Origin of the sequence: Streptomyces sp. NEAU-YJ-81 (assembly GCF_017592595.1) — a bacterium.
GTDB classification, from domain to species: domain Bacteria; phylum Actinomycetota; class Actinomycetes; order Streptomycetales; family Streptomycetaceae; genus Streptomyces; species Streptomyces hygroscopicus_B.
The window spans coordinates 519,393-541,044 of sequence record NZ_JAGFNO010000003.1 but is presented as its reverse complement, the minus strand read 5'-3'; the positions used below and the strand labels follow the sequence as shown (position 1 = coordinate 541,044).

At 69.7% G+C, this 21,652-nt stretch carries 19 protein-coding genes and 1 pseudogene; 10 read left to right on the top strand and 10 right to left on the bottom strand.

Annotation, left to right across the window (positions count from 1 at the left end):
* Positions 1 to 12: 12 nt before the first annotated feature.
* Positions 13 to 1,077: an aldo/keto reductase gene (locus J5X86_RS10850; protein ID WP_208516501.1), complete on the bottom strand. Its 1,065-nt coding sequence runs from the start codon at positions 1,075 to 1,077 to the stop codon at positions 13 to 15.
* Positions 1,078 to 1,194: 117 nt separating this feature from the next.
* On the opposite strand from J5X86_RS10850, the gene J5X86_RS10845 reads away from it, so the two are divergent.
* Both J5X86_RS10845 and J5X86_RS10840 read left to right on the top strand, forming a co-directional pair.
* Positions 1,195 to 2,028: a helix-turn-helix transcriptional regulator gene (locus J5X86_RS10845; RefSeq protein WP_208516500.1), complete on the top strand. Its 834-nt coding sequence runs from the start codon at positions 1,195 to 1,197 to the stop codon at positions 2,026 to 2,028.
* A 69-nt stretch (positions 2,029 to 2,097) separates the two neighbouring features.
* Complete coding sequence (locus J5X86_RS10840; RefSeq protein WP_208516499.1) at positions 2,098 to 2,583, top strand: hypothetical protein; 486 nt, start codon at positions 2,098 to 2,100, stop codon at positions 2,581 to 2,583.
* A gap of 54 nt (positions 2,584 to 2,637) precedes the next feature.
* Here J5X86_RS10840 and J5X86_RS10835 read toward each other — a convergent pair whose 3' ends face one another.
* From J5X86_RS10835 to J5X86_RS10810, 6 genes and pseudogenes are all read right to left on the bottom strand, one after another.
* Positions 2,638 to 3,186, bottom strand: a complete 549-nt coding sequence (locus J5X86_RS10835) for a GNAT family N-acetyltransferase (protein WP_208516498.1) — start codon at positions 3,184 to 3,186, stop codon at positions 2,638 to 2,640.
* 75 nt (positions 3,187 to 3,261) lie between these two features.
* Positions 3,262 to 3,483: pseudogene (locus J5X86_RS10830) on the bottom strand (flavoprotein); the annotation flags it as partial.
* Positions 3,484 to 3,885: 402 nt separating this feature from the next.
* Positions 3,886 to 6,336: an FxSxx-COOH system tetratricopeptide repeat protein gene (gene fxsT, locus J5X86_RS10825; protein WP_308124499.1), complete on the bottom strand. Its 2,451-nt coding sequence runs from the start codon at positions 6,334 to 6,336 to the stop codon at positions 3,886 to 3,888.
* Positions 6,337 to 6,419: 83 nt separating this feature from the next.
* A complete protein-coding gene (locus tag J5X86_RS10820) occupies positions 6,420 to 6,851 on the bottom strand; it encodes a hypothetical protein (protein WP_208516497.1) in 432 nt (143 codons plus the stop codon).
* Positions 6,852 to 7,124: 273 nt separating this feature from the next.
* Positions 7,125 to 8,420 carry a sialidase family protein gene (locus J5X86_RS10815; RefSeq protein WP_208516496.1) on the bottom strand — a complete coding sequence of 432 codons (1,296 nt, stop codon included), beginning with the start codon at positions 8,418 to 8,420 and terminating at the stop codon, positions 7,125 to 7,127.
* Between the two features lie 112 nt (positions 8,421 to 8,532).
* On the bottom strand, positions 8,533 to 9,831 hold the full coding sequence (locus J5X86_RS10810; RefSeq protein ID WP_374229240.1) for a phosphatase PAP2 family protein: 1,299 nt from the start codon (positions 9,829 to 9,831) through the stop codon (positions 8,533 to 8,535).
* Positions 9,832 to 10,317: 486 nt separating this feature from the next.
* On the opposite strand from J5X86_RS10810, the gene J5X86_RS10805 reads away from it, so the two are divergent.
* The 7 genes from J5X86_RS10805 (at position 10,318) to thrS (ending at position 18,021) form a co-directional block, all read left to right on the top strand.
* A complete protein-coding gene (locus J5X86_RS10805; protein ID WP_208516494.1) occupies positions 10,318 to 11,751 on the top strand; it encodes an acyltransferase in 1,434 nt (477 codons plus the stop codon).
* A 149-nt stretch (positions 11,752 to 11,900) separates the two neighbouring features.
* Complete coding sequence (locus J5X86_RS10800; protein WP_208516493.1) at positions 11,901 to 12,632, top strand: response regulator transcription factor; 732 nt, start codon at positions 11,901 to 11,903, stop codon at positions 12,630 to 12,632.
* Complete coding sequence (locus tag J5X86_RS10795; RefSeq protein ID WP_243979972.1) at positions 12,629 to 13,369, top strand: sensor histidine kinase KdpD; 741 nt, start codon at positions 12,629 to 12,631, stop codon at positions 13,367 to 13,369. The genes J5X86_RS10800 and J5X86_RS10795 overlap by 4 nt, the downstream gene beginning before the upstream one ends.
* 122 nt (positions 13,370 to 13,491) lie before the next feature.
* Complete coding sequence (locus J5X86_RS10790; protein ID WP_208516492.1) at positions 13,492 to 14,736, top strand: cytochrome P450; 1,245 nt, start codon at positions 13,492 to 13,494, stop codon at positions 14,734 to 14,736.
* 23 nt (positions 14,737 to 14,759) lie between these two features.
* Positions 14,760 to 14,957, top strand: a complete 198-nt coding sequence (locus J5X86_RS10785) for a ferredoxin (protein ID WP_208516491.1) — start codon at positions 14,760 to 14,762, stop codon at positions 14,955 to 14,957.
* The gene (locus J5X86_RS10780; RefSeq protein WP_208516490.1) at positions 14,954 to 16,180 is read left to right on the top strand and encodes an NAD(P)/FAD-dependent oxidoreductase; all 1,227 of its coding nucleotides are present in this window, start codon (positions 14,954 to 14,956) and stop codon (positions 16,178 to 16,180) included. Before J5X86_RS10785 ends, J5X86_RS10780 begins: the two co-directional genes overlap by 4 nt.
* 551 nt (positions 16,181 to 16,731) lie before the next feature.
* Entirely contained in the window at positions 16,732 to 18,021 is a 1,290-nt protein-coding gene (gene thrS, locus J5X86_RS10775; RefSeq protein WP_308124498.1) for a threonine--tRNA ligase, read from the top strand.
* A gap of 275 nt (positions 18,022 to 18,296) precedes the next feature.
* On the opposite strand, the gene J5X86_RS10770 is transcribed toward thrS, so the two are convergent.
* From J5X86_RS10770 to J5X86_RS10760, 3 genes are all read right to left on the bottom strand, one after another.
* Positions 18,297 to 19,442, bottom strand: coding sequence for a serine hydrolase (locus J5X86_RS10770; protein ID WP_208516488.1), 1,146 nt, complete (start codon positions 19,440 to 19,442; stop codon positions 18,297 to 18,299).
* Between the two features lie 210 nt (positions 19,443 to 19,652).
* Positions 19,653 to 20,210 (bottom strand): hypothetical protein, encoded by a 558-nt coding sequence (locus J5X86_RS10765; RefSeq protein WP_208516487.1) that lies wholly within the window; start codon positions 20,208 to 20,210, stop codon positions 19,653 to 19,655.
* Entirely contained in the window at positions 20,204 to 20,944 is a 741-nt protein-coding gene (locus J5X86_RS10760) for a hypothetical protein (RefSeq protein ID WP_208516486.1), read from the bottom strand. The genes J5X86_RS10765 and J5X86_RS10760 overlap by 7 nt, the downstream gene beginning before the upstream one ends.
* Positions 20,945 to 21,070: 126 nt before the next feature.
* Here J5X86_RS10760 and J5X86_RS10755 point away from each other — a divergent pair, with 126 nt between their 5' ends.
* On the top strand, positions 21,071 to 21,646 hold the full coding sequence (locus tag J5X86_RS10755) for a GNAT family N-acetyltransferase (RefSeq protein WP_208516485.1): 576 nt from the start codon (positions 21,071 to 21,073) through the stop codon (positions 21,644 to 21,646).
* Positions 21,647 to 21,652: the final 6 nt, after the last annotated feature.

Here is a 21,652-nt window from a genome sequence, read left to right as displayed (position 1 = left end):
GGCGCTCGGATATCAGCGGCGGGTTTCGATCTTCAGGTCACCTGCGGTCACGTTGCGGATGTGATCACTGGCGAGCATGTCGTGCGGGAAGCCGAGTTCAATCGCGCTGGCCTCATCGAGGCGGGCCAGTTGGGCGGCGGTGAAGTCGACCTCCAGGGCGCCCAGATTGTCCTCCAACTGCGCGGGGGTGCGGGCGCCGATGATCGGTGCCGTCACGCTCGGATTCCGCAGGGTCCAGGCCAGCCCGACCTGGGCGGGTGTGACGCCCAGCTCCGTGGCGACCTCCATCACGACATCGGCAATGGCGAGGTTACGTTCGGTGAGCGTGCCCAAGGCGAGGTTGAAGCTCTTACGGGTGCCGTCGTCGGATGCGACGTTCGTCGCGGTCAGGTCGTCGCGGCTGTACTTGCCGGTGAGTACCCCGCCGGCCAGGGGTGAATACGGGAGCACACCCAGCCCCATCTCGCGCGCCATGGGGATCAGGTCACGTTCCCCGGTACGCTCGATCAGGTTGTATTCGATCTGGAGCGCGACCAGCGGCGACCAGCCGCGCAGGTCGGCGATCGCCTGCATACGCGAAACCTGCCAGGCCGGGGCGTTGCAGATCGCCACGTACAAGATCTTGCCCTGCCGGACCAGATCGTCCATGCCGCGCAGGATCTCCTCGACCGGTGTCGTGCAATCCCATACGTGCAGGTAGAGCAGATCGATGTAGTCCGTATTGAGCTGTCGCAGACTCGCTTCTACCGAGGTGAACAGGCTCTTGCGGTGACTGCCCGCGGAATTCGGGTCGCCAGGGCGGCGCAGCGTCGTGTATTTCGTCGCGAGCACCAGGCTCTCGCGGTTGTCGCGGGTGAATTCGCCCAGCATGCGCTCGGAAGTGCCATTGCTGTAGGTGTTGGCGGTGTCGATGAAGTTGCCGCCTCGCTCGACGTAGCGGTCGAACAGCTTGCGCGCCTCGTCCTGCTCGGCTCCCCAGCCCGACTCGGTGCCGAAGGTCGCCGCGCCCAGCGCCAGCGGTGAAACCCGCAGCCCTGAGCGGCCCAGCAGCCGGTAGGTGTCGAGGGTGAGCGACATGGTGTCCTCCTGTGCTCGTGATCCGTTGTCGAGAACAAGGCTGTGACCGCCGCGAGCCGGGGGTAAGGGAAGGAGTTTCCTGGGAACGCCAGTCCCACCCTGGCTGTTGGAACGCATATGACGACCCACACCGTGGACACAACACAGGAGCTGGCCGCGTTCCTGCGGGCCCGGCGCGAGCGGCTGGACCCGCGCGATCTCGGTCTGCCGTCGCGTCGGCAGGCCCGGCGGACCCCGGGCCTGCGCCGCGAAGAGGTCGCCGAACTGGCCGGGGTCAGCGTCGACTACATCGTCCGGCTGGAACAGGGTCGCGGGCTGCGGCCCTCAGCGGACGTGGTGGAGGCGCTGGCCCGGGCGCTGCGCCTGGCCCCCGTCGAACGCGCCTACCTCTTCAACCTGGCCCAGCAGCGCCCCCGCAACGCCGACAAGCCCGCCACCACCGCGGCGCCGCCGCTGGCCCATCTGGTCGCCGACTTGTCGCCGCTGCCGGCCATGCTGATGAACCACCGCTACGACATCCTGGCCTGGAACCGCGAAATGACGAGGCTCCTACTGGATTTCGACACCCTGCCTCCGTCACAGCGCAATTCGATGTGGCTGTGCCTGATGCATCCGGAGATACGCGAGTTCTACGTCGATCGGGAACGCGTCGTGCGAGAGGGGATCGCCCACCTGCGCGCCGCGTGGGCCGCGCATCCGGAGGATCGGGCGTTGACCGATCGCATCGCCGAATTCATCACTCACGACGAGGAATTCGCGCGATTGTGGGCCGAGCGGGACATCCAGGTCAACGGCCGCGGGCACAAGGTGATGCGGCATCCTGACGTCGGTGTGATCGCAGTGGATTTCGAAGTGCTCATACCACTTCAAGATCCGGATCAGCGATTGGTGATCTTCCGCCCCGCAGACGATGAGAGCCAGTCGGCATTGGACCGGTTGTGCGCACGGTGACATCACCTTGGCCTTGGCCGTCGACGCTGCGATCGTTGCCGTGAGTCGCACACTCTCACGGAGGCGTCGATGAATCCGCATGATGACGACAGCACGCGAGCGGTCTGGAACAGGTACCAGTCCAGCGGTTGGATGCTCGCCGTCGGCGCGATCCTGGCTCTGGGACTGATCGTCTTCGCCGTCGTCGACGAGACACACCGGTCCGTCAGCCTGGGCCTGCTGCTCGCGGCGGCCGCGTTCCTCGTCACGGGGGCCATCAAGGTCACCGTTTCGCCACGTGGCGTCACGGTGGCCTCAGCTCTCGTCCCCTTCCTGCGGCAGAACATCGCGATGGACCGGATTGCGGGTGCCACGGCGCGCCGGACCCGCCCCATGGAGATCGGCGGCTGGGGCTACCGGTGGAAGCCGGGCGTGCGGGCGGTCTCGCTCCGGGCGGGCGACGCGCTCTGGCTTGAACTCACCCGCGGAACCCGCTTTGTCATCACGATCGATGACGCGCAAACGGCGGCGGACCTGGTCAACCGATACCTTCCCCCACGTCATGGGGGCCGCTGACCCCGCTCCTCACCAACGCCCGCGCTGCGCGCACCCCTGAAGAAACGAGCTGGCTCAACCTGACGGCGTGCCCGCGGACCACACGCCGAACCACTGCTCGGCGCCGTACTCCTCGAACCGCTCCGCCTCGGTGAACCCCAGCTTCGCCGCGAGGCGCATCGAGCGGTCGTTGGCGGTCTGGGTGCAGAGCACCACCGGCTCGCCGGGAAGCACGTCGGCGAACCAGGCGAGTGCCGCCGCGCACGCCTCGGCGGCGTACCCACATCCCCACGCCTCCGGCAGGAACAGGTAGCCGAGCTCGGCCTCCCCGGCATCCGGACGAACGTGACCCGGACGCTCCGCATCGCGCCGATCGAGCGTGATCGTGCCGATCATCGCTCCATCGAGATCGATCACGAAAAGGCCAGGGCGCCGCCCGGGCACTTCAGGCACCGCATGTTCGAGCTCATCACGCGATCGAGGGCCACCGAGGTAGGTGCGCACCTCCGGCGATGTGAACAGCTCGATGAACACCGCACGGTCCCGGGCCTCGGACTCCCGGAGCACGAGCCGTTCGGTCCCTATCGGGGCAGGTGGCCAGGCGACGGGCCCGAGTCCAGTCATGGCGGGCAACTTATCGCACGCCCGTGAGATTGGTCCGAGAGAGAAGGACCGTTGACCGCACCGTCCGGGGGCAGTTCACTCGCCACGGGGATCGCGCCCACTGACGGCTGACGCGGCGGCTTCCAGGGCCAGGTGCCACGGGTAGTTCTCCGGCCGCCCCTGGCCTGGCTTGTTGGGTACGAATCCGCCTTCTCCGTAGAGCACGCGTACGCCCATCGCACGGAGCGTGGCAACGCTGGTGTCGAACTGGGTGTGCTGGACATAGGCGGCGTTGACGCATGGCATGGCCACGGTGGGACGGCAGGAGTGCGGCTGCGTGCCACTTCGGGCACGGACGGCGCCGGGGTCGTGCGACTGGAGTTGTCGGCGGCGTCGGCGCGTGAGGTGGCGATGCCGGCGCGAGTGACGGCGGCCCGGCTGGGCAGGGCGGGCTGATCGGGGCGGCCGGTGGCGTGCGCGCGGTGCTGGATCGGCGCGCCGTCGGCCCCAGCCACAACGCCTCGGCTCTGACGGCGGTCGGCTCCTCGGCGAGCGATCGCGGGTGCGCTGGGAGTGCGGGCGGTGGGCGCCCGACGGGACCGGCGGCCACGCCGCAGCCCGGCGGGGCGGCCAAGCCGCCCGGCGCGCCGAAGGCGCGCCCTTGAGTAAGTGAGGACAGGTTTCGACATCCGCACAGCGTCGGCGGCAGTGTGAGCAGTGTCAGTCTCGATCGGAGCATGCCGCACGCAGGTTGTCCCGCACGATGCGCGTGTTGTGGTGATCGTCGCCATGAATTCTGATGCTGTCGGTGAGGGACTGTTCGTACAGCGGGATAGCACGACCCAAGTCCCCCGCCGACTCGTAGGCGTAAGCAAGGTTGCTACGGGAGATCAAGGTGTGGGGGTGGTCCTCGCCCAGAACCCGGACCCGGTCGGTGAGGGTCCGCTCGAAGAGCGGGATAGCACGACCCAAGTCCCCCGCCGACTCGTAGGCGCCCGCGAGGTTGTTACGGCAGGTCAAGGTGTGGGGGTGGTCCTCACCCAGAACCCGGACGCTATCAGTGAGGGTCCGCTCGAAGAGCGGGACAGCACGACCCAAGTCCCCCGCCAACTCGTAGGCGCCCGCGAGGATGTTACGGGAGGTCAAGGTGTCGGGGTGGTCCTCACCCAGAACCCGGGTCCGGTCGGTGAGGGTCCGCTCGTACAGCGGGATAGCACGACCCAAGTCCCCCGCCGACTCGTAGGCGTAGGCAAGGTTATTACGGGAGGTCAAGGTGTCGGGGTGGTCCTCACCCAGAACCCGGACCCGGTCAGTGAGGGTCCGCTCGAAGAGCGGGACAGCACGACCCAAGTCCCCCGCCGACTCGTAGGCGTAAGCAAGGTTATTACGGGAGATCAAGGTGTCGGGGTGGTCCTCACCCAGAACCCGGACGCTGTCAGTGAGGGTCCGCTCGTACAGCGGAATAGCACGACCCAAGTCCCCCGCCGAACGGTAGGCGTAGGCAAGGTTGTTGCGGGAGATCAAGGTGTCGGGGTGGTCCTCACCCAGAACCCGGACGCTGTCAGTGAGGGTCCGCTCGTACAGCGGGATAGCACGACCCAAGTCCCCCGCCGACTCGTAGGCGCTCGCGAGGTTGTTACGGGAGATCAAGGTCTCGGGGTGGTCCTCACCCAGAACCCGGACCCGGTCAGTGAGGGTCCGCTCGTACAGCGGGATAGCACGACCCAAGTCCCCCGCCGACTCGTAGGCGCCCGCGAGGTTGTTACGGGAGATCAAGGTCTCGGGGTGGTCCTCGCCGTTGAGTCGTGCCGATGTGGTGGCGGACCGGTGTGCGTATTGGGTGGCTTGAGAGAGCTGGCCCTGACCATGCAGGAATTGCGCAGCAGAGTGCAGGATGGAGTGTGTTTCGGTGGTGTCCGTATCCGGGTGAGTGTGGGTGAGGTATGCCTCGATGTGAGGGAGGAGGGTGCGCCAGCGCGGCCATCCGGCGGTGTTGGTCTCCGGGTCGTCGGGCAGTGCGTGACGGATCAACGTTGCGGCGGTGGCCTGGGCTTGGCTGATGAATGAGTCAGTGCGGTGGGGGTCCTGGGGGTCTGAGGTTCGGGCGAGTGCTTGGACGAGGCGGTGTATTGCGGCGGTGCTCTCGGTGAGGGTGATCATGCTGAAGTCGTTGAGGAGAGCGAGGGCGTCGATGTCCGCGTCGGGCTCGTCGGCGATGCCGTTGAGGAGGTCGCGGGGTATGTCGTGGGGGGCGAGCCAGGCCATGACGCGCAGGAGGTGGACGGCGAGTGGGTCGCGTTCGGCGATGGTGTCGAGGGTGACGCGCCAAATCCGGGCGATGGTGATGCTGTGGGGGTCGCCGTTGCCGGGAGTGTTGAGCATGCGGGCGGCTTGGGTGCGGAAGCGGTGCAGGTAGCTGGAGTAGGTGTTGCGTGTGCGGCGGATGTACGCACCGGCTTGTTCCAGGGCCAGGGGGAGATATCCGAGTTCGTCGGCTAGTTCGTGAGCCGCTGAGGCTTCGCTGCTGGGGCCGGGCCCGGCAAGTTGGTGCAGCAGGTTGGTGGCGGCTGATGGGGCGAGGACGTCCAGGTGCACGGGCGTGGCGGCCAGTTCGTGCCAGCCATAGGTGAGGCGGCTGGTTATGAGGTGGTCGCCGCTGGTGAGTCTGGCGAGGTACGGGGCGAGGTGGTCGGGGTGGGTGGCGTTGTCGAAGACGAGGAGCCATCCGGTATGGGCCTCCAGCCAGGTCAGGGCCCATTCGGCCAAGGCTGCGCTCGGCGTGCTGCTGGTATTGGTGCCGGGGTTGGCCCGGGCGGTGAGCTGGGCCAGGGAGCCGGTGATGGTCTCAGGGGTCTCGGCGTCGATCCACCAGACCGCTGTGTAGTCGGCTCTGTGGGTATGGGCGAAGTGCAGCGCCAGAGTGGACTTTCCGATGCCGCCGAGGCCGGACATGGCCTGGGTGACGACGTGCGTGGATGCCCGCTCGCACCGGAGCGATAACGTCTGTTCCAGGGCGGCCATCTCCGCCACACGGCCGACGAATCGGTGACCGATGGGCCGCGGGAGGTTGTGCAGCCCGTGGGGCGCCGAGACATCGGTGGGCGGTGGCAGTACCAGAGGGGTGTGGACGGTGGTGTCCCCAGTGAAGATGGCGCCGTGGTTCGTGCCCACGGCGGGTGACCGGGCCCCAGACGTAGCGAGCCCTGAAGTCTCCGGTGATGCTCTGTGCATCAAGGCTTCACCCCTGACGGATTTCAGGCGGTGGAGTCGCCGGTATGGATGGTGCCGTAATTGTTCTGGACGGCCGGTGACCTCTCCCCCGATGTGCTGATGGTGACCGTGGTGGGCGCGGCCGGGCGTGCCCACCCTGCGATGTCAGCGGCGATATCAGGGTGGGCCGTCATCAGGCGGCGGATCTGCACGCGGAGCACGGCGGCCAGATCCGCGTCATCAGGACTGCCGGCCAGCTCGGAGACCGTCTCGGCGAGGGCATCTTGCTCGGCGGATGTATCGCTGTCAGGGGTATCGCGACCGGTGAGGCGTCGCAGAATGCGTTGCCCGAACGAGACGGTGGCATCGACGGCGTCGCTCTCGACCCGGGTCAAGGCCGCGGCTCCGTAAGCAGTGATGGCCGTAGTGGCGTACGGCGTGAGGTCCTGTGCGAGCTGGACCACGTCCACGGACATGACGCCTCCCCCGAAGTTTCACCAGCCGCTGACGTCTATGTACAAGCGGCATAGCGAGCAACCCAGCGTAGCTAATTGTGTCGGTTCCCAAGGCGCCTTGGACCACTTTGGGGATGCTGTTCGGCCCAGTCTCCCGAGGTACCAATCCGACGACGTCCACCCGGCGAGCATCGCGTCCGTCAGAGGGTCACTGACGGCTCGCAGACGCGCCTCCGCGCAGCGCGGCCGATGACACCCGCCGCGCCGCTGCCGGGGCACACGCCAGCGATCGGGTCATGTGCCATTGGTGGCGTGGTACGGCCGGCACACTCCCCCGTCGTAGTCGGTCGCGACCTCCAGCAGCTGGTGCCCGTCGGCCGAAGGCAGCAGGCTGGAGCTGTAGTTGGGGCAGAAGTCGATCTTGTCTGATTTCACGGTGACGGGGGCCGGGATCTCCTTCCAGGCGCCCTCTCCGCCCTTGCTGTTGGTCCAGACGGTGCGCCCGCTGCCCTCGGCCTTGCTGCCGTCCGCGTTGTACATCACCTGTCCCACCAGCAGCAGCTTGCCCTGCGGATTTCCGTCCTCCGGCGCCCAGGCCAGGGTCGGCGCGTGCCTGAAGTACTTGCCGTCGGCCGTCTCGGGCCGGGTGCCGAGGTTGGCGGGGTCGCCCCAGTCCCAGCCGTCGGAAGAGGTGCGGACGTGCACGACGCAGGAGAACTTGGGGTCCTTGGAGCAGATCTCGTACGTCATGACGTACTTGCCGTCCGGCAGCTTCCGTACGACCGCCATCCCGGGGCGGTCGGAGGTCGGGGCGCTGGCGACGGTGTCATGCAGTCCGTCCCATGAGACGCCGTCCCGCGAGCGTACGGCGACGAGCTTCTGGCTGTGGTTCGGATCGGTCTCGTCGGAGTAATGGCAGACCAGGTTGCCGTCGGCGTCGATGGAGAACTCCGGCTCCCACAGCCCATTGGCGTCCGTCGCGGTGGCGGCCGTGGACAGATAGCTCCAGGTGCGCCCCACGTCGGTGCTCTTGAACACCCGTATCGACATATGGCGGCTGGATTCGGGCTCGTTCTGGCCGAAGGAGGCGGCCCACAGCAGCGTGCCGGCCGGCATGTCACCGACCTGTTGCGGCAGTTCGTAGAGGGTCGCGCAGCACAGCCCCTTGCCGCCGTCGGCGGACTTGGGGTCGGCGATCTTGCCCACCTGGTTGAAGCTCGCTCCGCCGTCGGTGCTCTCCTGAATGTCCCCGATGCCGTGGCCGCCGTCGGGGACGACGGTCGAGGCGAGCACGCGGCCGTTGTCCTTCCCGCTGTGCTCCAGACGGATCGCCCGGGGGTAGAGGCCCGCACCGTCGCGCAGCGGCTTGGGGCCCGTCTTCTGCAGGGCCGCCGCACCGCCCTCCCCGTTCTTCGCCTCGGCGTCGGGGGCGCCGGAGCCCTGGGAGGCGGTGGAGGACGCGGCCCCGGAGGCACCGTCCGAGGTGTCCTGGCAAGCGGTCAGCCCGAACGCGGCGACGGCGGCCACCGCGACGGCCGCGACTTTGCGAGCGTGGTGACGTGCGGTGCGGTTTGCGGTGCGGTGGGACATGTGTCTCCCCCCTTTGTCAGCAGGTGGTCCCGTCCTTCGGGCCCTGTGACCACCAGCCTCTCCGCCGCCGCTGATGATCCTCTGCTGATCGGCTAACGCCTCGCTAACCCACTCACACCAGCTCGGGCTGCGGTTCCGGTTGCAGCGCTGGTGCGGCCTTCGGCTCCCACAGCCTGGTGGTCCGTACGTAGCCGTGGATCACCGAGGCCATCGCCAGCAGGAGAAGCGGTCCGAACAGCCACGGATGTCTGGCCATCTCCATCGGCAGATAGCGATAGGACACCAGGAGCGCGGCGAAGACCGTCGTGCCGTGGACGACCAGTTGGATCCCTGACCGGTCCCAGCCACGTGCGAGCGCGCGCAGCGCGGTCTCGATCGTGAGCGTGAACACCACGCCCGCGATGAGATCCACACCGTAGTGGTAGCCGAATCCCAGCGTCGCGCCGAGCGTGGCGACCAGCCAGAACGTTCCCGCGAACCGCAGGATTCGCGGGCCCTGGCGGGAATGGATGAAGATCGCGGTGGCCCACGCCGTGTGCAGGCTGGGCATGCAGTTGCGTGGCGTGATCTCGTCGAACGGCATCGAGTGCGGGGCGCTGATGGGCGGCGGCGTGTGCGGCCACAGGTTGGCCAGCGCCCAGTGCTCGCCGCCGGTACCGAAGGCCCCGGCGCCGTAGGCGAAGATCGGTCCGACCACCGGGAAGATCATGTAGATGGCCGGCCCGAGGAGGCCGATGGCCAGAAAGGTGCGCACCAGATGGTGGCGTGGGAAGCGGCGCTCGACCGCCACGTTGCGCAGTTGATAAACCGAGACGATGACCGCGGCCACCGGAAGCTGAATGTAGACGTAGTCGAGAACATGGGCGCCGATCGGGCCCATGGCCTCGACAATCCGGCCTGCCAGCCACGACGGGTTGCCCAGCGCGTGATCGGCGGTCGCCAGGTACGGATCGAGCACCGTCGGGCGGGACTTCGCCGTGATGAGCAGCCAGGTATCGCCCGTCTTACGGCCGGCCACCAGCAGCAGGCCCAGCCCGACGCCCTTGAGCAGCAGGGCACGTTCCCGGCCGGTGCGGCGTGTGAGGGCGATGACCACACAGCCCAACATCACCCACAACGCGCCGTTGCCGAAGGGGTGGCCGTCGGTCAGCTTCGCGCCGACCGCCCACCGCACCAGGAAGAAGACGACGTCGATGCCGATCGCGGTGCCGACCGCGATGAACCGTTGCCGCCAGGTGAGCACCACCATCATCAAGGCCATACCGGCGTACAGCAGGAAGCCCGACTTGGGGGGCAATATCACCTCTTGCACCTGATTGGTGACCGGCCCCGGCAGACCGTAGCGACGCGCGGCGATCTCCAGCGCGATGAAGAATCCGAGGGCCACCACACCCGCCGCGGCGTACAGCATCACCCGTGGTCGACGCCACGTGGCGAACGTGGTCCTGCGGCTTATCCGGGACATCACCCGCGATGCTATAGGTATCAATGCTTTGGCCGATTTGCTAGATGTTGGGTATTGGTCACCCTTCGTACCGGATAGCGCCGTTTTCCGGCGAAGGGCGGACGATGGGGGTTCTCGTCGTAAGGTCCGATCATGCTAACGGAGCGATGCGGATGAGTGCCGTCGCAGCGCCGTAGCTCCCCAGTCGGGCCTCGCAGCGCCAATCGGGCCTCGTAACCCCAGCGGGCCTCGTGACCCCAGCGGGCCGCGGGGCCCCGGCCGACCGCGGGACCCCGTCGGGGTCGGCGGGCGCCTCCGTGAGCCGACCGCGCTCGCCCGTTTTTCAAAATTGCCTGAAACAAGTTCTCGTCAATGAGACAGCCCTCGACCCGGGGGTAGGGTCAATACACCGACCCAGAAACACATTCGGACAGAACGAAAGAACGTGCGCGAATGATGGCATCCCCCACTGCCACCGACAGCAACACCAAACGTTCGATCACTGTGCGCGCCGGAGAGGCGAGCGGTGACCGCATACGTTTGAGCGTCTACGACATGCTCATCGGGCTGGTCTACACCCCACGTACCTTTTTCTACCGCGAGACGCTCGACGGCGAAGCGCTTCGCGCCTCCCTTAGCAGAACACTGCTCAACTTCCCGATGGTTTCAGGCCGCATGAAGAAGGATCCCGACGGCCGCCTCAGCGTGCTCTGCGACGACACCGGTGTGCGCTTCATCGAGACACACGCATCCGAGCCCATGCCGGATCACGGACCTCACCACACGGCGAAAAAGGGCATCAATCGCTATCTGAGTCAGGTCAACCCGCTCCAGGTGGTCGACGCCGACACACCGCTTTTCACGGTGAAGCTCACCCATATGAAAGGCGGCGGCTCCGTTCTGGGTGTCAACATGAATCACGCCGTGGCCGACGGATCCGCCTATATGCGGTTCATGGAGAGCTGGTCGAAGGAGCATCGAGGGCTCGAGTACCCCGCACCCGGCCACGACCGCGGCATCATCGACGCCCTCGCGGCGCCGGTCACGGATGACGCCCGGCCGGACAACGACCACTTCACGGTCACCAAGCGCGGCCGGAAGTCCGCCTATGTGGCCCGTATCCTGCTGAGCAGCCTCGCCAAGGTGACGACGATGGTGACCACCCGCTTCACCGCCGCCGAACTGGCCACCATGAAGGACGCCGCGATGGCCGACCTCGCGGGCACAGGGCGATGGGTATCGACCAATGACGCGCTGACCGCCCACCTCTGGAAAGTCCTCGGCGCATTGCGAGACCGCCCCGACACGAGCGAGGAAAAGCTGGGCCTCCTCGCCGACTTCCGTGCTTTCGGCGGCGGGGCCGTACCGGACGGCTACTGGGGCAACACCGTCACCAACACCCGGCCCGGGATGACCGCGGCCGAACTGCGCTCCCGCCCTCTCGGCGAGGTCGCCACGGCGGTCCGCGCGGGCTATGCCGAGAACACGGAGGAGAAAATCCGCCAGGAAACGGCGTTCCTCTGTGCCGAATACGAGGCGGGACGCCTCAAGCGCATCCTGCCCACCATGACGCTCGACAAGTTCGAGAACACCATCGTGATCAACAACTGGTCGAAGCTCCCCTTCTACAGCCTCGACTACGGAGCGGGCACGCCCTTCTGGTACGACGTCCCGGCACTTCCCACCCCCTGGACCGTACTCATAGCGCCGACTCCGCCGGACGAGCCCGGTGGCCGCGATGTGCATATGGCAGTGCCCCGTACATTGGTCCAGACCCTTCAGGAACAGTCCTGGACCGACCGGTTCCACTATTACGCGGATTCCGGCGAGGCATCCGCGCTGACTTTCGGATCGCCCAAGCCGGAGGGTGACGAAACCGAAAGCTGAGGAAAGCGGAAGACCCTGGGCCGTGGGGGCCGGCGCCCCCACGGCCCGTATGAGCCCCGCCCTGTCCGCCCTTTCCGCCCTGTCCGGATCTCATCGGTCGCGGTCAGGGCCCCGTGCCCCGGAACGGTCGGTTCACGTAGTGTCATGGCGTGTACGGGAGTGTCAGCGAGAAACCAGCGCCCGCCCGTGGCAGCGGGCAGCACATCCTGGTCGTCGACGATGAGTCGAGAATCGCCGAGCTGCTCTCGACCACCCTCGAGCTGGCCGGTTACCGGGTCGGCACCGCGGCCACCGGCGGAGAGGCGCTCGATCGGGTCGGGCGGGAGCGGCCCGACCTGGTGATCCTCGATGTGATGCTGCCCGACCTGGACGGCTTCACGGTGTGCCGCCGCCTGGTCGCCGCCGACGAGAACCATCCGCCCGTGCTCTTCCTCACCGCCCGCGACTCGCTGGACTCGCTGGTCACCGGCCTCGGCATCGGCGGAAACGACTACGTCACCAAGCCGTTCCGGATCGCCGAGGTGCTGGCCCGGGTGCAGGCCCTGCTGCGCACCCGCACCCGGCGGCGGGAGGAGCCGCCGCGCTACGCGGATCTGCTGCTGGACGATACGACCCGTCAGGCGCGGCGCGGTCGGCGGGCGCTGGAGCTGACCCCCGCCGAGTTCCGGCTGCTGCGCTATCTGCTGGTCAACGCGGGGCAGGTGCTGTCCAAGGAGCAGATCGGCGAGCATCTGTGGGTGGCGGACCACCGGCGTTACGGGGACAACGCCATCGAGAAGCTGGTCTCCCGGCTCCGCCACAAGGTCGACGAGACCGGGCCCGCCCTGATCCACACCCGCCGTGGCTTCGGCTACTGGCTCGGCCGGCTCGCTTCCGCATGAACATGAAGCGCCGCGGGGACGGCCAGCGCCCTGAGGAGGACGCGTACGAGCGCCAGCAGCGGCTGGAGGTAATCCTGCACGAGCTGCGCACCTCCCTGACCACCATCCGCGGCTGGGCCGAACTCCCGCTGCAGGGGCTCAGCGACGACCCCGAGCTGATGGTGCGCGCCCTGCGCCGGATCCAGGACGAGGCCGACCATATGCACGAGGCGGTCCAGCAGGTGTCTCCGCGTGCGGACGCCTCCTGGGTGCGGCCGCTGGACGCGGAGCCGGTGGATCTGCGGGACGTGGCCGACGAGGCGGTGGCGGATCTGGGGCTGCTCGACCCCGAACGCCCCATCGCCCGCGAGAACTCCGGCCGGGCGACCCTCGTAGCCGACAACCGCATGCTGCGGCACGCCATCCGCAATCTGCTGGGCAACGCGCTGCGGCACACCCCCGCCGGGTCCCCGGTGACCGTGGCGGTGCGCGGCCCGGTGGCCGGGTCCGGTGGGCAGCAGCACGTCGAGCTGTCGGTCAGCGACCAGGGGCCGGGTATGAGCCCGCGCGACATCGCCCGGCTCACCTCCCCCCGCTCCGCGGACGGCCGGATCGAGCTGGGCGGCGGCCTCGGCCTCTCCATCGTGCGGCGGGTGGTCGAGCGGCACGGCGGCGAGGTGAGCGTGCGCAGCGCACCGGACCGCGGCACCACGGTCACTGTGACCTTGCCCACAGTCAGCGTTTCGTCAGGAAACTGACCGGAGGGCGTCAGGTCGAGCGGGTTCGCTGGTCATCGTCCCCGTAACGCGAAGGTTCACGTCCCCCCTGACGCGAAGGTTCACGCTCCGCTCCCATCGGAATCCCCCACCCGAGGAGAGACATGACCGAGACGCTGGCAGAGACCACCACCGAGGCGGAAGAGCCGCTTCCGGAGTTCCCGATGCCGCGGGCGACGGGCTGCCCCTTCGCCCCGCCCCCGACCGCGCGGGCGCTGCACACCGAACGGCCCATCGCGCGGGTGCGGCTGTGGGACGGCAGCGCCCCCTGGCTGGTGACCCGGTACGCCGACCAGCGCGCCCTGCTCGCCGACCCGCGGGTCAGCTCCGAGGCCACGCTGCCCGGTTTTCCGCATGCGACCGCCGCCTTCCGCGAGAACGCCCCGCAGCGGCGGACCTTCCTCACCATGGACGACCCCGAGCACGCCCGGATCCGCCGGATGGTCACCGGACCGTTCGCGATCAAGCGGATCGAGGCGATGCGGCCCGACATCCAGAAGATCACCGACGAGCTGATCGACACCATGCTGGCCGGTCCGACCCCGGTCGACCTGGTACAGGCGCTCGCGTTGCCGCTGCCGTCGCTGGTGATCTGCCGGCTGCTCGGAGTGCCGTACGAGGACCACGACTTCTTCCAGCGGAACAGCTCAGTCATGATCAACCGTCACTCCTCGGTGGAGGACGCGGTCGCCGCCAACAAGGCGCTGACCGACTATCTGGACGACCTGGTCGCCGCCAAACTCGCCGCCCCCGCCGACGACATGCTCTCCGAGCTGGCCGCCCGGGTCAGGGCCGGTGAGCTGACCCAGCGCGAGGCCGCCAACATGGGCGTGCTGCTGCTGATCGCCGGCCATGAGACCACCGCCAACATGATCGCCCTCGGCACCGTCGCCCTGCTGGAGAACCCCGACCAGCTCGCCGTCCTGCGGGAGACCGACGACCCGAAGGCGGTCGCCAAGGCCGTCGAGGAACTGCTGCGCTATCTGACGATCGTGCACAACGGCAGGCGCCGGGTCGCGCGGGAGGACATCGAGATCGGCGGCGAGACCATCCGCGCCGGGGACGGGATCATCGTCTACACCGGCACCGGCAACTGGGACGCGGAGGTCTTCCCCGAGCCCGAGCGGCTGGACATCGGCCGCGACGCCCGCCGCCACATGGCGTTCGGCTTCGGCGTCCACCAGTGCCTGGGCCAGCCGCTGGCCCGGATGGAGCTGCAGGTGGTCTACGGCACGCTCTACCGCCGTATCCCCACTCTGCGGCTGGCGACCGGGGTCGACCAACTACCGTTCAAGGACGACGGTTTGGTCTACGGCGTATACGAACTGCCCGTCACCTGGGCGTCATGAGCAGCGGAGGCAAGGGAGTCACCATGCGTGTGGAAGTCGATGTACCCAAGTGTGTGGCGTCGGGTCAGTGCGTGATGATCGCGCCCGATGTGTTCGACCAGCGGGAGGAGGACGGCATCGTGATCCTGCTGGACGAGCAGCCCGCGTCCGAACTCCACGCCGATGTGCGTGAGTCCGCGGTGGTCTGCCCGGCGGCGGCGATACGGGTGGTCGACAAGTGAAGCACGTGGTGGTCGTCGGTGGATCCGCCGCCGGTCTGGCGGCGGCGGAGACGCTGCGGCGGGAGGGGTACGAGGGCACGATCACGCTCATCGGCGATGAGCCGTACCACCCGTACGACCGGCCACCGCTGTCCAAGCAGATCCTCGGCGGGCAGTGGGAGCCCGACCGGGTGCCGCTGCGCGCGCCCGCCGATCTGGACGCGCTCGGCCTCGATCTGCGCCTCGGGGTCGCCGCGACCGGCCTTGACCTCGCGGGCCGTACGGTCGCGCTGGCCGACGGGGAGCGGGTGCCGTACGAGGGCCTGGTCATCGCCACCGGTGTCCGCCCGCGCCGGCTGCCCGGCGACGGGGACGGCGGCGGGGACGGGGACGGCGACGGCGGCCCCGGGGAGCGCGCGCATGTGCTGCGCACCCTGGACGACGCTCTGGCCCTGCGGGACCGGCTGGGCCCGGGGCGGCGACTGGCGGTGGTCGGCGCCGGGTTCCTCGGCGCCGAGGCGGCCGCCGTCGCCCGGGGGCTCGGTACGGAGGTGACGCTGCTGGAACCGGCGCCGGTGCCGCTGGCCCCGGCGGTCGGCGAGCGGGTCGGCCGAGTGCTCGCCCAGGCCCACCACGACCACGGCGTCGAGCTGCGCACCGGCGTCATGGTGGCCGAGGTGGCCGACGGCGGGGTGCGGCTGGCGGACGGCACCCTCGTCGAGGCCGATGAGGTGCTGGTCGCGATCGGCTCGGTGCCCAACACCGGCTGGCTGGAGGGCAGTGGCCTCACCCTGGGCGACGGCCTGGAGTGCGATGAGTACAGCGCCGCCGCGCCGGATGTGTACGGCGCGGGGGATGTGGCCCGCTGGCACAACCCTCTGTTCGGTACGGCGATGCGGATCGAGCACCGGACCAACGCCACCGAGCAGGGCATGGCCGTGGCCCGCAACCTCCTCCGCCCGGACGAGCGGCGGCCGTTCGCCCCGGTGCCGTACTTCTGGTCAGACCAGTACGACCTCCGGATCCAGGCCCATGGCCATCTGCGCGGCCACGAGGAGGTCGCGATCGTGGAGGGCGCCCTGGACGAGCGGAAGTTCCTGGCCGTCTACCGCTCCGGGGACCGGGTGGCCGGTGTGCTGGCCGTCGGGATGCCCCCGAAGGCGATCCGCACATGGCGGCAGGCGGTCGCGACGCGGGCCGCGTGGCGAGACGCGGTGGGGGAGCTGGTGCCGGAGGGGGCGTAACGACCCTCGGCTGCGGGCCGTGGCCCCTGCGACGCGGGTACCGTCCGCGCCCCGGCGGCCCGGCCGCAGGCCGTAGCCCAACGGCCCAGTGCAGGCCGTAGCGCGGCGGCCCGGCTGCGGGCCGCGGCCCCGGCAACCAGCCGCAGGCCGTGGTCCCGGAGGCACCGCTACGGTCCGCAACCCGACGGCCCAGTGCAGGCCGTAGCCCAACGGCCCAGGGCAGGCCATGGCGCGGCGGCCCGGTGCGGGGCCGTGGCCCCGGCGACCAGCCGCAGGCCGTGGTCCCGGAGGCGCCGCTACGGTCCGCAACCCGACGGCCCAGTGCAGGCCGTAGCCCAACGGCCCGACTGCGGGCCGCGGCCCCGGCAACCAGCCGCAGCCGTGGCCGGGAAAATGCCGGGCGGGCCGCGTCGGGGCTTGCTACGGTCAGCGGCATGAAGCGCGCTGCCATCGCTGCCCTCGTTGCCATGACGACGACGCCGGAGAGTGTCCCGGCGCGCTGATCGATGTTCTGATCCGAAGCCCCGGGGCGAGTGCCCCGGGGCTTCGCCGTGCGGTCACTCGCCCGATATCCAACCGGCGTTCGCCACGTCAGCGAGGAGACCGCGATGTCCGACCACCGCAAGCTGGGCCGTGAGCTGGGCATGTTCGACACCGACCCGCTGATCGGCGCGGGACTGCCGTACTGGCTGCCCGACGGCGCGACCGTACGGCACACCCTGGAGGAGTACATCCGCGACGCCGAGCGGCGGGCAGGCTACCGGCATGTGTACTCGCCGGTGCTCGGCAAACGGGAGCTCTACGAGCTGTCGGGGCACTGGTCGCACTACAGCGACGACATGTTTCCCCCGATGGAGCTGGGCGCGGAGCCGGGTGCGGAGCAGGTCGTCCTGCGTCCGAGCCTGTGCCCCCACCATGCGGTCATCTACCGCTCCCGCGGCCACAGCTACCGCGAACTGCCGCTGCGGATGGCCGAGTTGGGCGGGATGTACCGTTCGGAGCTGTCGGGGGTGCTCGGCGGGCTGACCCGGGTCCGGGCCATCCAGCTGAACGACGCCCATATCTTCTGCACCCTGGACCAGGTCGCCGACGAGGCGGGGGCGGCCCTGGAGATGATCCGCCGGGCGTACGAGGCGCTCGGGATCACCCCGGCCCGCTATCGGCTCTCTCTCCCGGGCCCCGGCGGCAAGTACGTCGCCGCCCCCGAGATGTGGCGTCGTTCGACCGACCTGCTGACCGACGTCCTGGACCGCTCCGGTCTGCCGTACGAGGCGGTGGAGGGCGAGGCCGCGTTCTACGGCCCCAAGATCGATGTGCAGGTCGCCGACGGGGCGGGCCGGGAGTCCACCCTGTCCACCGTCCAGGTCGACTTCCACCAGCCCGAGCAGTTCGATCTGCACTACATCGGGCCGGACGGCGCCCGGCACCGTCCGGTCATGGTCCACCGCAGCATCATCGGCAGTGTGGAACGGGCCGTGGCCCATCTCATCGAGGAGCACGGCGGGGCCTTCCCCGCCTGGCTCGCCCCCAATCAGCTCGTGGTCCTGCCGATCTCCGAGGCCGAACTGCCGCACGCCGAGGCGCTCGTCCGGCGGTGCGTGGACCTCGGGCTGCGCGCGGAGCTAGCCGGACCGGAACGCGGCAGCCTGGGCGCCCGGATCCGGGAGGCCCGCCTCGTGCCGTACCAGGCCGTGGTGGGCGCCAGGGAGGCCGGGGACGGCCGGGTGGCCCTGCGGCTGCGGGACGGCCGTCGGCTGGACCCACTCCCGGCCGAGGAGGCGCTGGCCCGTATCGGCGCGCTGGTGGGGGCGCACCGCACCGAGCTGTGGGACGCGGCGTAGGGGGTGCCCAACGGATCGTGACGCCTGCGGCGGGCTGTCCCCTCCCCGCCCCTTCCCGAAACAGGGGCTCCGCCCCGGGCCCCGGCGGGGCTCCGCCCCGGGCCCCGCTCCTCAAACGCCGGAGAGGCTGGGGTGGGAAACCCCTTCCCGCAACATCGATATGCGACTCCGCCGCGTGGCGGGGGCTTCGTCCTTGGAACGCGGGGTCCGGGGCGGAGCCCCGCCGGGGGCGGGGGCGGGGCTCCCGTTTCGGGACGGGGCGGGGTGGGGGCCGATCAGGCGCCCAAACACTCCCGCACGGCGGCGACGAGGCGGGTGGCGCGGGCGTCGCCGTGGCCGATCATGCGGTTGGCCACATAGGCGAAGCCCACGCCGAACTCGTCGTCACCGAAGGCGAACTGACCGCCTGCCCCGTCGTTGCCGAAGCTGCGCTCCCCCAGCATCGGCCGGAAGGACGGCGAGTCGAGCAGAAAGCCCGAGCCCCAGCGCGCTCCCATGTCGAAGCCCAGCCACCCCTTGCCGGACGAGATCTCGCGGACCGCGTCCGTCACGGTCTCGGGGCTGAGCAGCCGCCGATGGCCCTCGATGCCGGTCACGGCCGCCGCGTACAGCCCGGCGAGCCCGCTCGCCGACGCGGTGGCGCCCGCGCCGGGCAGCTCCATGCCGAGCAGCGCCGGGTCGTTCCAGCCGTGCGGCTCGTCGAGGCCGGGGAAGACCAGCGCGCCGTTCATGGTCACGATGCGGGTCAGCAGATGTTCGGGCCCCGGCATCCCGGGCCGTCCCTCGGCCTCGACCAGCCGGGCCCGCCCGTCCAGCTCCGCCGTCGGCAGCCCGATCCAGGCCCGCAGCCCCAGCGGATCCCCCACGGCCTGACGGAAGTACGCGCCCGGGGTGTGGCCGGTGATCCGCCGGATGACCTCACCGATCAGGAAGCCGAAGACATGGCCGTGGTACTCGTACGACGCTCCCGGCTCCCACAGCGGCGTCTGCCCCTCGATGGCGCGGATCACCGGCGCCCAGTCGGCGATCTCCTCGAACGTCAGCACCCGGTCGAGCACGGGGACCCCCGCCCGGTGCCCGAGGACCATCCGGCAGGTGATGGCCTCCTTGCCGTACCGGCCGAACTCCGGCCAGTACCGGCTCACCGGGGCATCGAGGTCCAGCCGCCCCTCCTGGGCGAGGAGGTGGGCGCAGACGCTCACGATGCCCTTGGCGCACGAGAACACCGGCACGGCGGTGTCCCTCTCCCACGCCCGCCCTCTCCCCTGGTCCGCGACCCCGCCCCACAGCTCCACGACCTTGCGGCCGCCGGCGAAGACGGTGACCGCCGCCCCGAGTTCGGGAAACTCCTCGAAGTTCCGGGCGAACACCTCCGCGACACCGCCGAACCCCTCATCGGCCCACCCGCTGTACCGCTCCATCGCGCCCCGCCCCCTTCACGGCCTGGCCGGCCCTGCCTGGCCCTGCCTGAACCTGCCTGATCACAACCGCGCCACGGTAGGCCGTGACCCGCCCCCAGTACGACCGATTTACGACCCGGTCGGCGGCATGAGGTATGGCCGCCGTCCGGAGGGGATCCGGGCGGCGACCAAGGGGGGTTTGGTGGTGGTGTTGTTGGCGGTGTTGGGCAGTCAGATGCTGATGAGGCGCTCCAGCACATTGCGGTAGCCCCGCATCGCCAGGCGCAGCTCTTCCGTCTCCGAGATGACCACGTCATCCTCGTGCCAGGCGGCACGGAGCGTGCCGCGGCGCTCGGCCAGGAGATCGGCGAGCCGGGTGGCCACCTCCGCGAGCAGGGCATCGGCCTCCTCGACGGCGCCGCGTGGGGAGTCCACGAAGCCGCTGACCGCGTACCGCAGCCGCTGGGCCAGCATGTCGTGCTCGCTTGTCGGCAGGACGGGGAAGCTGGGGCCGTTCGGGGTGTTCGGCTGCTCGGCGGGCGACGCGGACGGTCCGGACGACCCGGACGGCTGCTGTGTCGTCGGCTTCGTTCCGTTCGACGGCTGCGATCCGTTCGACGGACGTGTTCCGTTCGTCGGCATCGGCGAGTGCCAGGACGTCATCGGATCCGCCGCTTCCCTGTTGTCCCTGTTGCCCACCCCCTGGGACAGCGGCGCCACTTCACGCTTCTCCAATCCATGGCGCCGCCGGCCGTCGTGCTCCGCCGGGCCGGTCGGGTCCGTCACCACGCGCCGCCCTTCCTGGTGTGACCGAACCGCGTATGGCCCGTCCCGGCCCTGGTTCCGGATCCGGTTCCAGCCCCGGTCCCGGTCCCGGTCCCGGGCAGCCACCGGCGCAGTCCGCTCCCGCTCCGCCGCTCGCCGTAGGGCTGCCGCGCGGTCTCGGGGCCGGTCGTGGCGCCGGTCGTGGCGCCGTGGTGCGGGGGCCTGACCAGGTCCTCGAAGAACGGCCGGGCGTGCACCACGGCCTCGCGCAGCTCCTCGGTGTCCGCGCGCCCCTCGCGGGCGAGGCCGGCCGTGTCATGGATCTGCCGGTAGCCCTGGACGTGCTCGGAGTGGTGCACGGACAGCGCCGCCACCTGCTCCTGGTAACGGTCCGACGGATAGCCGCGGTCGTGGGCGAGGCGGGCCAGCAGCCGATCGGCGCTGGTCACCGAGCGTTCCGGAGACTCGATGAACATCTCCTGTACGGCCGCCCACTCGGCCACATACCGCTCGCGCAGCTCACCGGGCAGGGGCTGGGTCCTCAGATCGCCGTACAGCCGCAGCCGTTCGTCCAGCTCCCGCTCCGCCGCCTTGGTGTCGCCCGCGTGCTGGGCGACGTTCAGTTCGTACTCGGGCCCGAAGCGGCGTCGCAGAGCGCGTTCCCTACGGCTGGCGCCCGCACGGACGACGCGGATGATGAGCGCGGCCGCGAGGACGACCGCGACGACAACCACGATGGTGATTGCAGCAGTTGACATGGTCTGCTTCTGCCTTCCCGCTCGCTTCCCCCTCCGCGTTCGGGGGGCTCCTCTATTCGGGTAGCCCGGTCTTCGGCCCTCAAACTGCGGTGCGTGAGGCCGGTGGTGGGTGCCAGGATGCCGACCATGACGAGTACGCCACGTGCCCAGGCCGGTTCGCGCGCCTTGGCCTCCCCCGCGACGGAGCCGACGAGAGGCTGGACGCTCGCCGCGCGGCCCGTCGGCGATCCGGTCTCGGCCATGCTGCTGCGCGAATACCTCGTCGATGTCGCCGACCGCTACTACCAGCTCCACGAGGAGCGGGACTCGACCCCGGAGGAGATCGAGCAGGCGCTCGCGGAGATGCCCAGCGACGATCTCGCCCCGCCGCGGGGGGTCTTCCTGCTGGCGCATCACGACGGCGAAGTCGCCGGATGTGCGGGGGTGCGGCTGATGGACGAGCGTACGGCGGGGCTGACGCGTGCGGCGGAGCTGAAGCGGGTGTACGTACGGCCCGCCAAGCGGGGGCTGGGCGGCGGCGCCACGCTGCTCGCGGCCGTCGAGACGGCGGCGGGCGAACTGGGCGCCGAGCGGATCGCCCTCGACACCCGCCTCGACCTGGTCGAGGCCCGCGCGCTGTACGCGCGGCATGGGTACCGGGAGGTCCCGGCCTTCACGGAGGGGCCGTACGCCGAGGTCTGGATGGCCAAGGAGCTGGGCTGAGGGCCC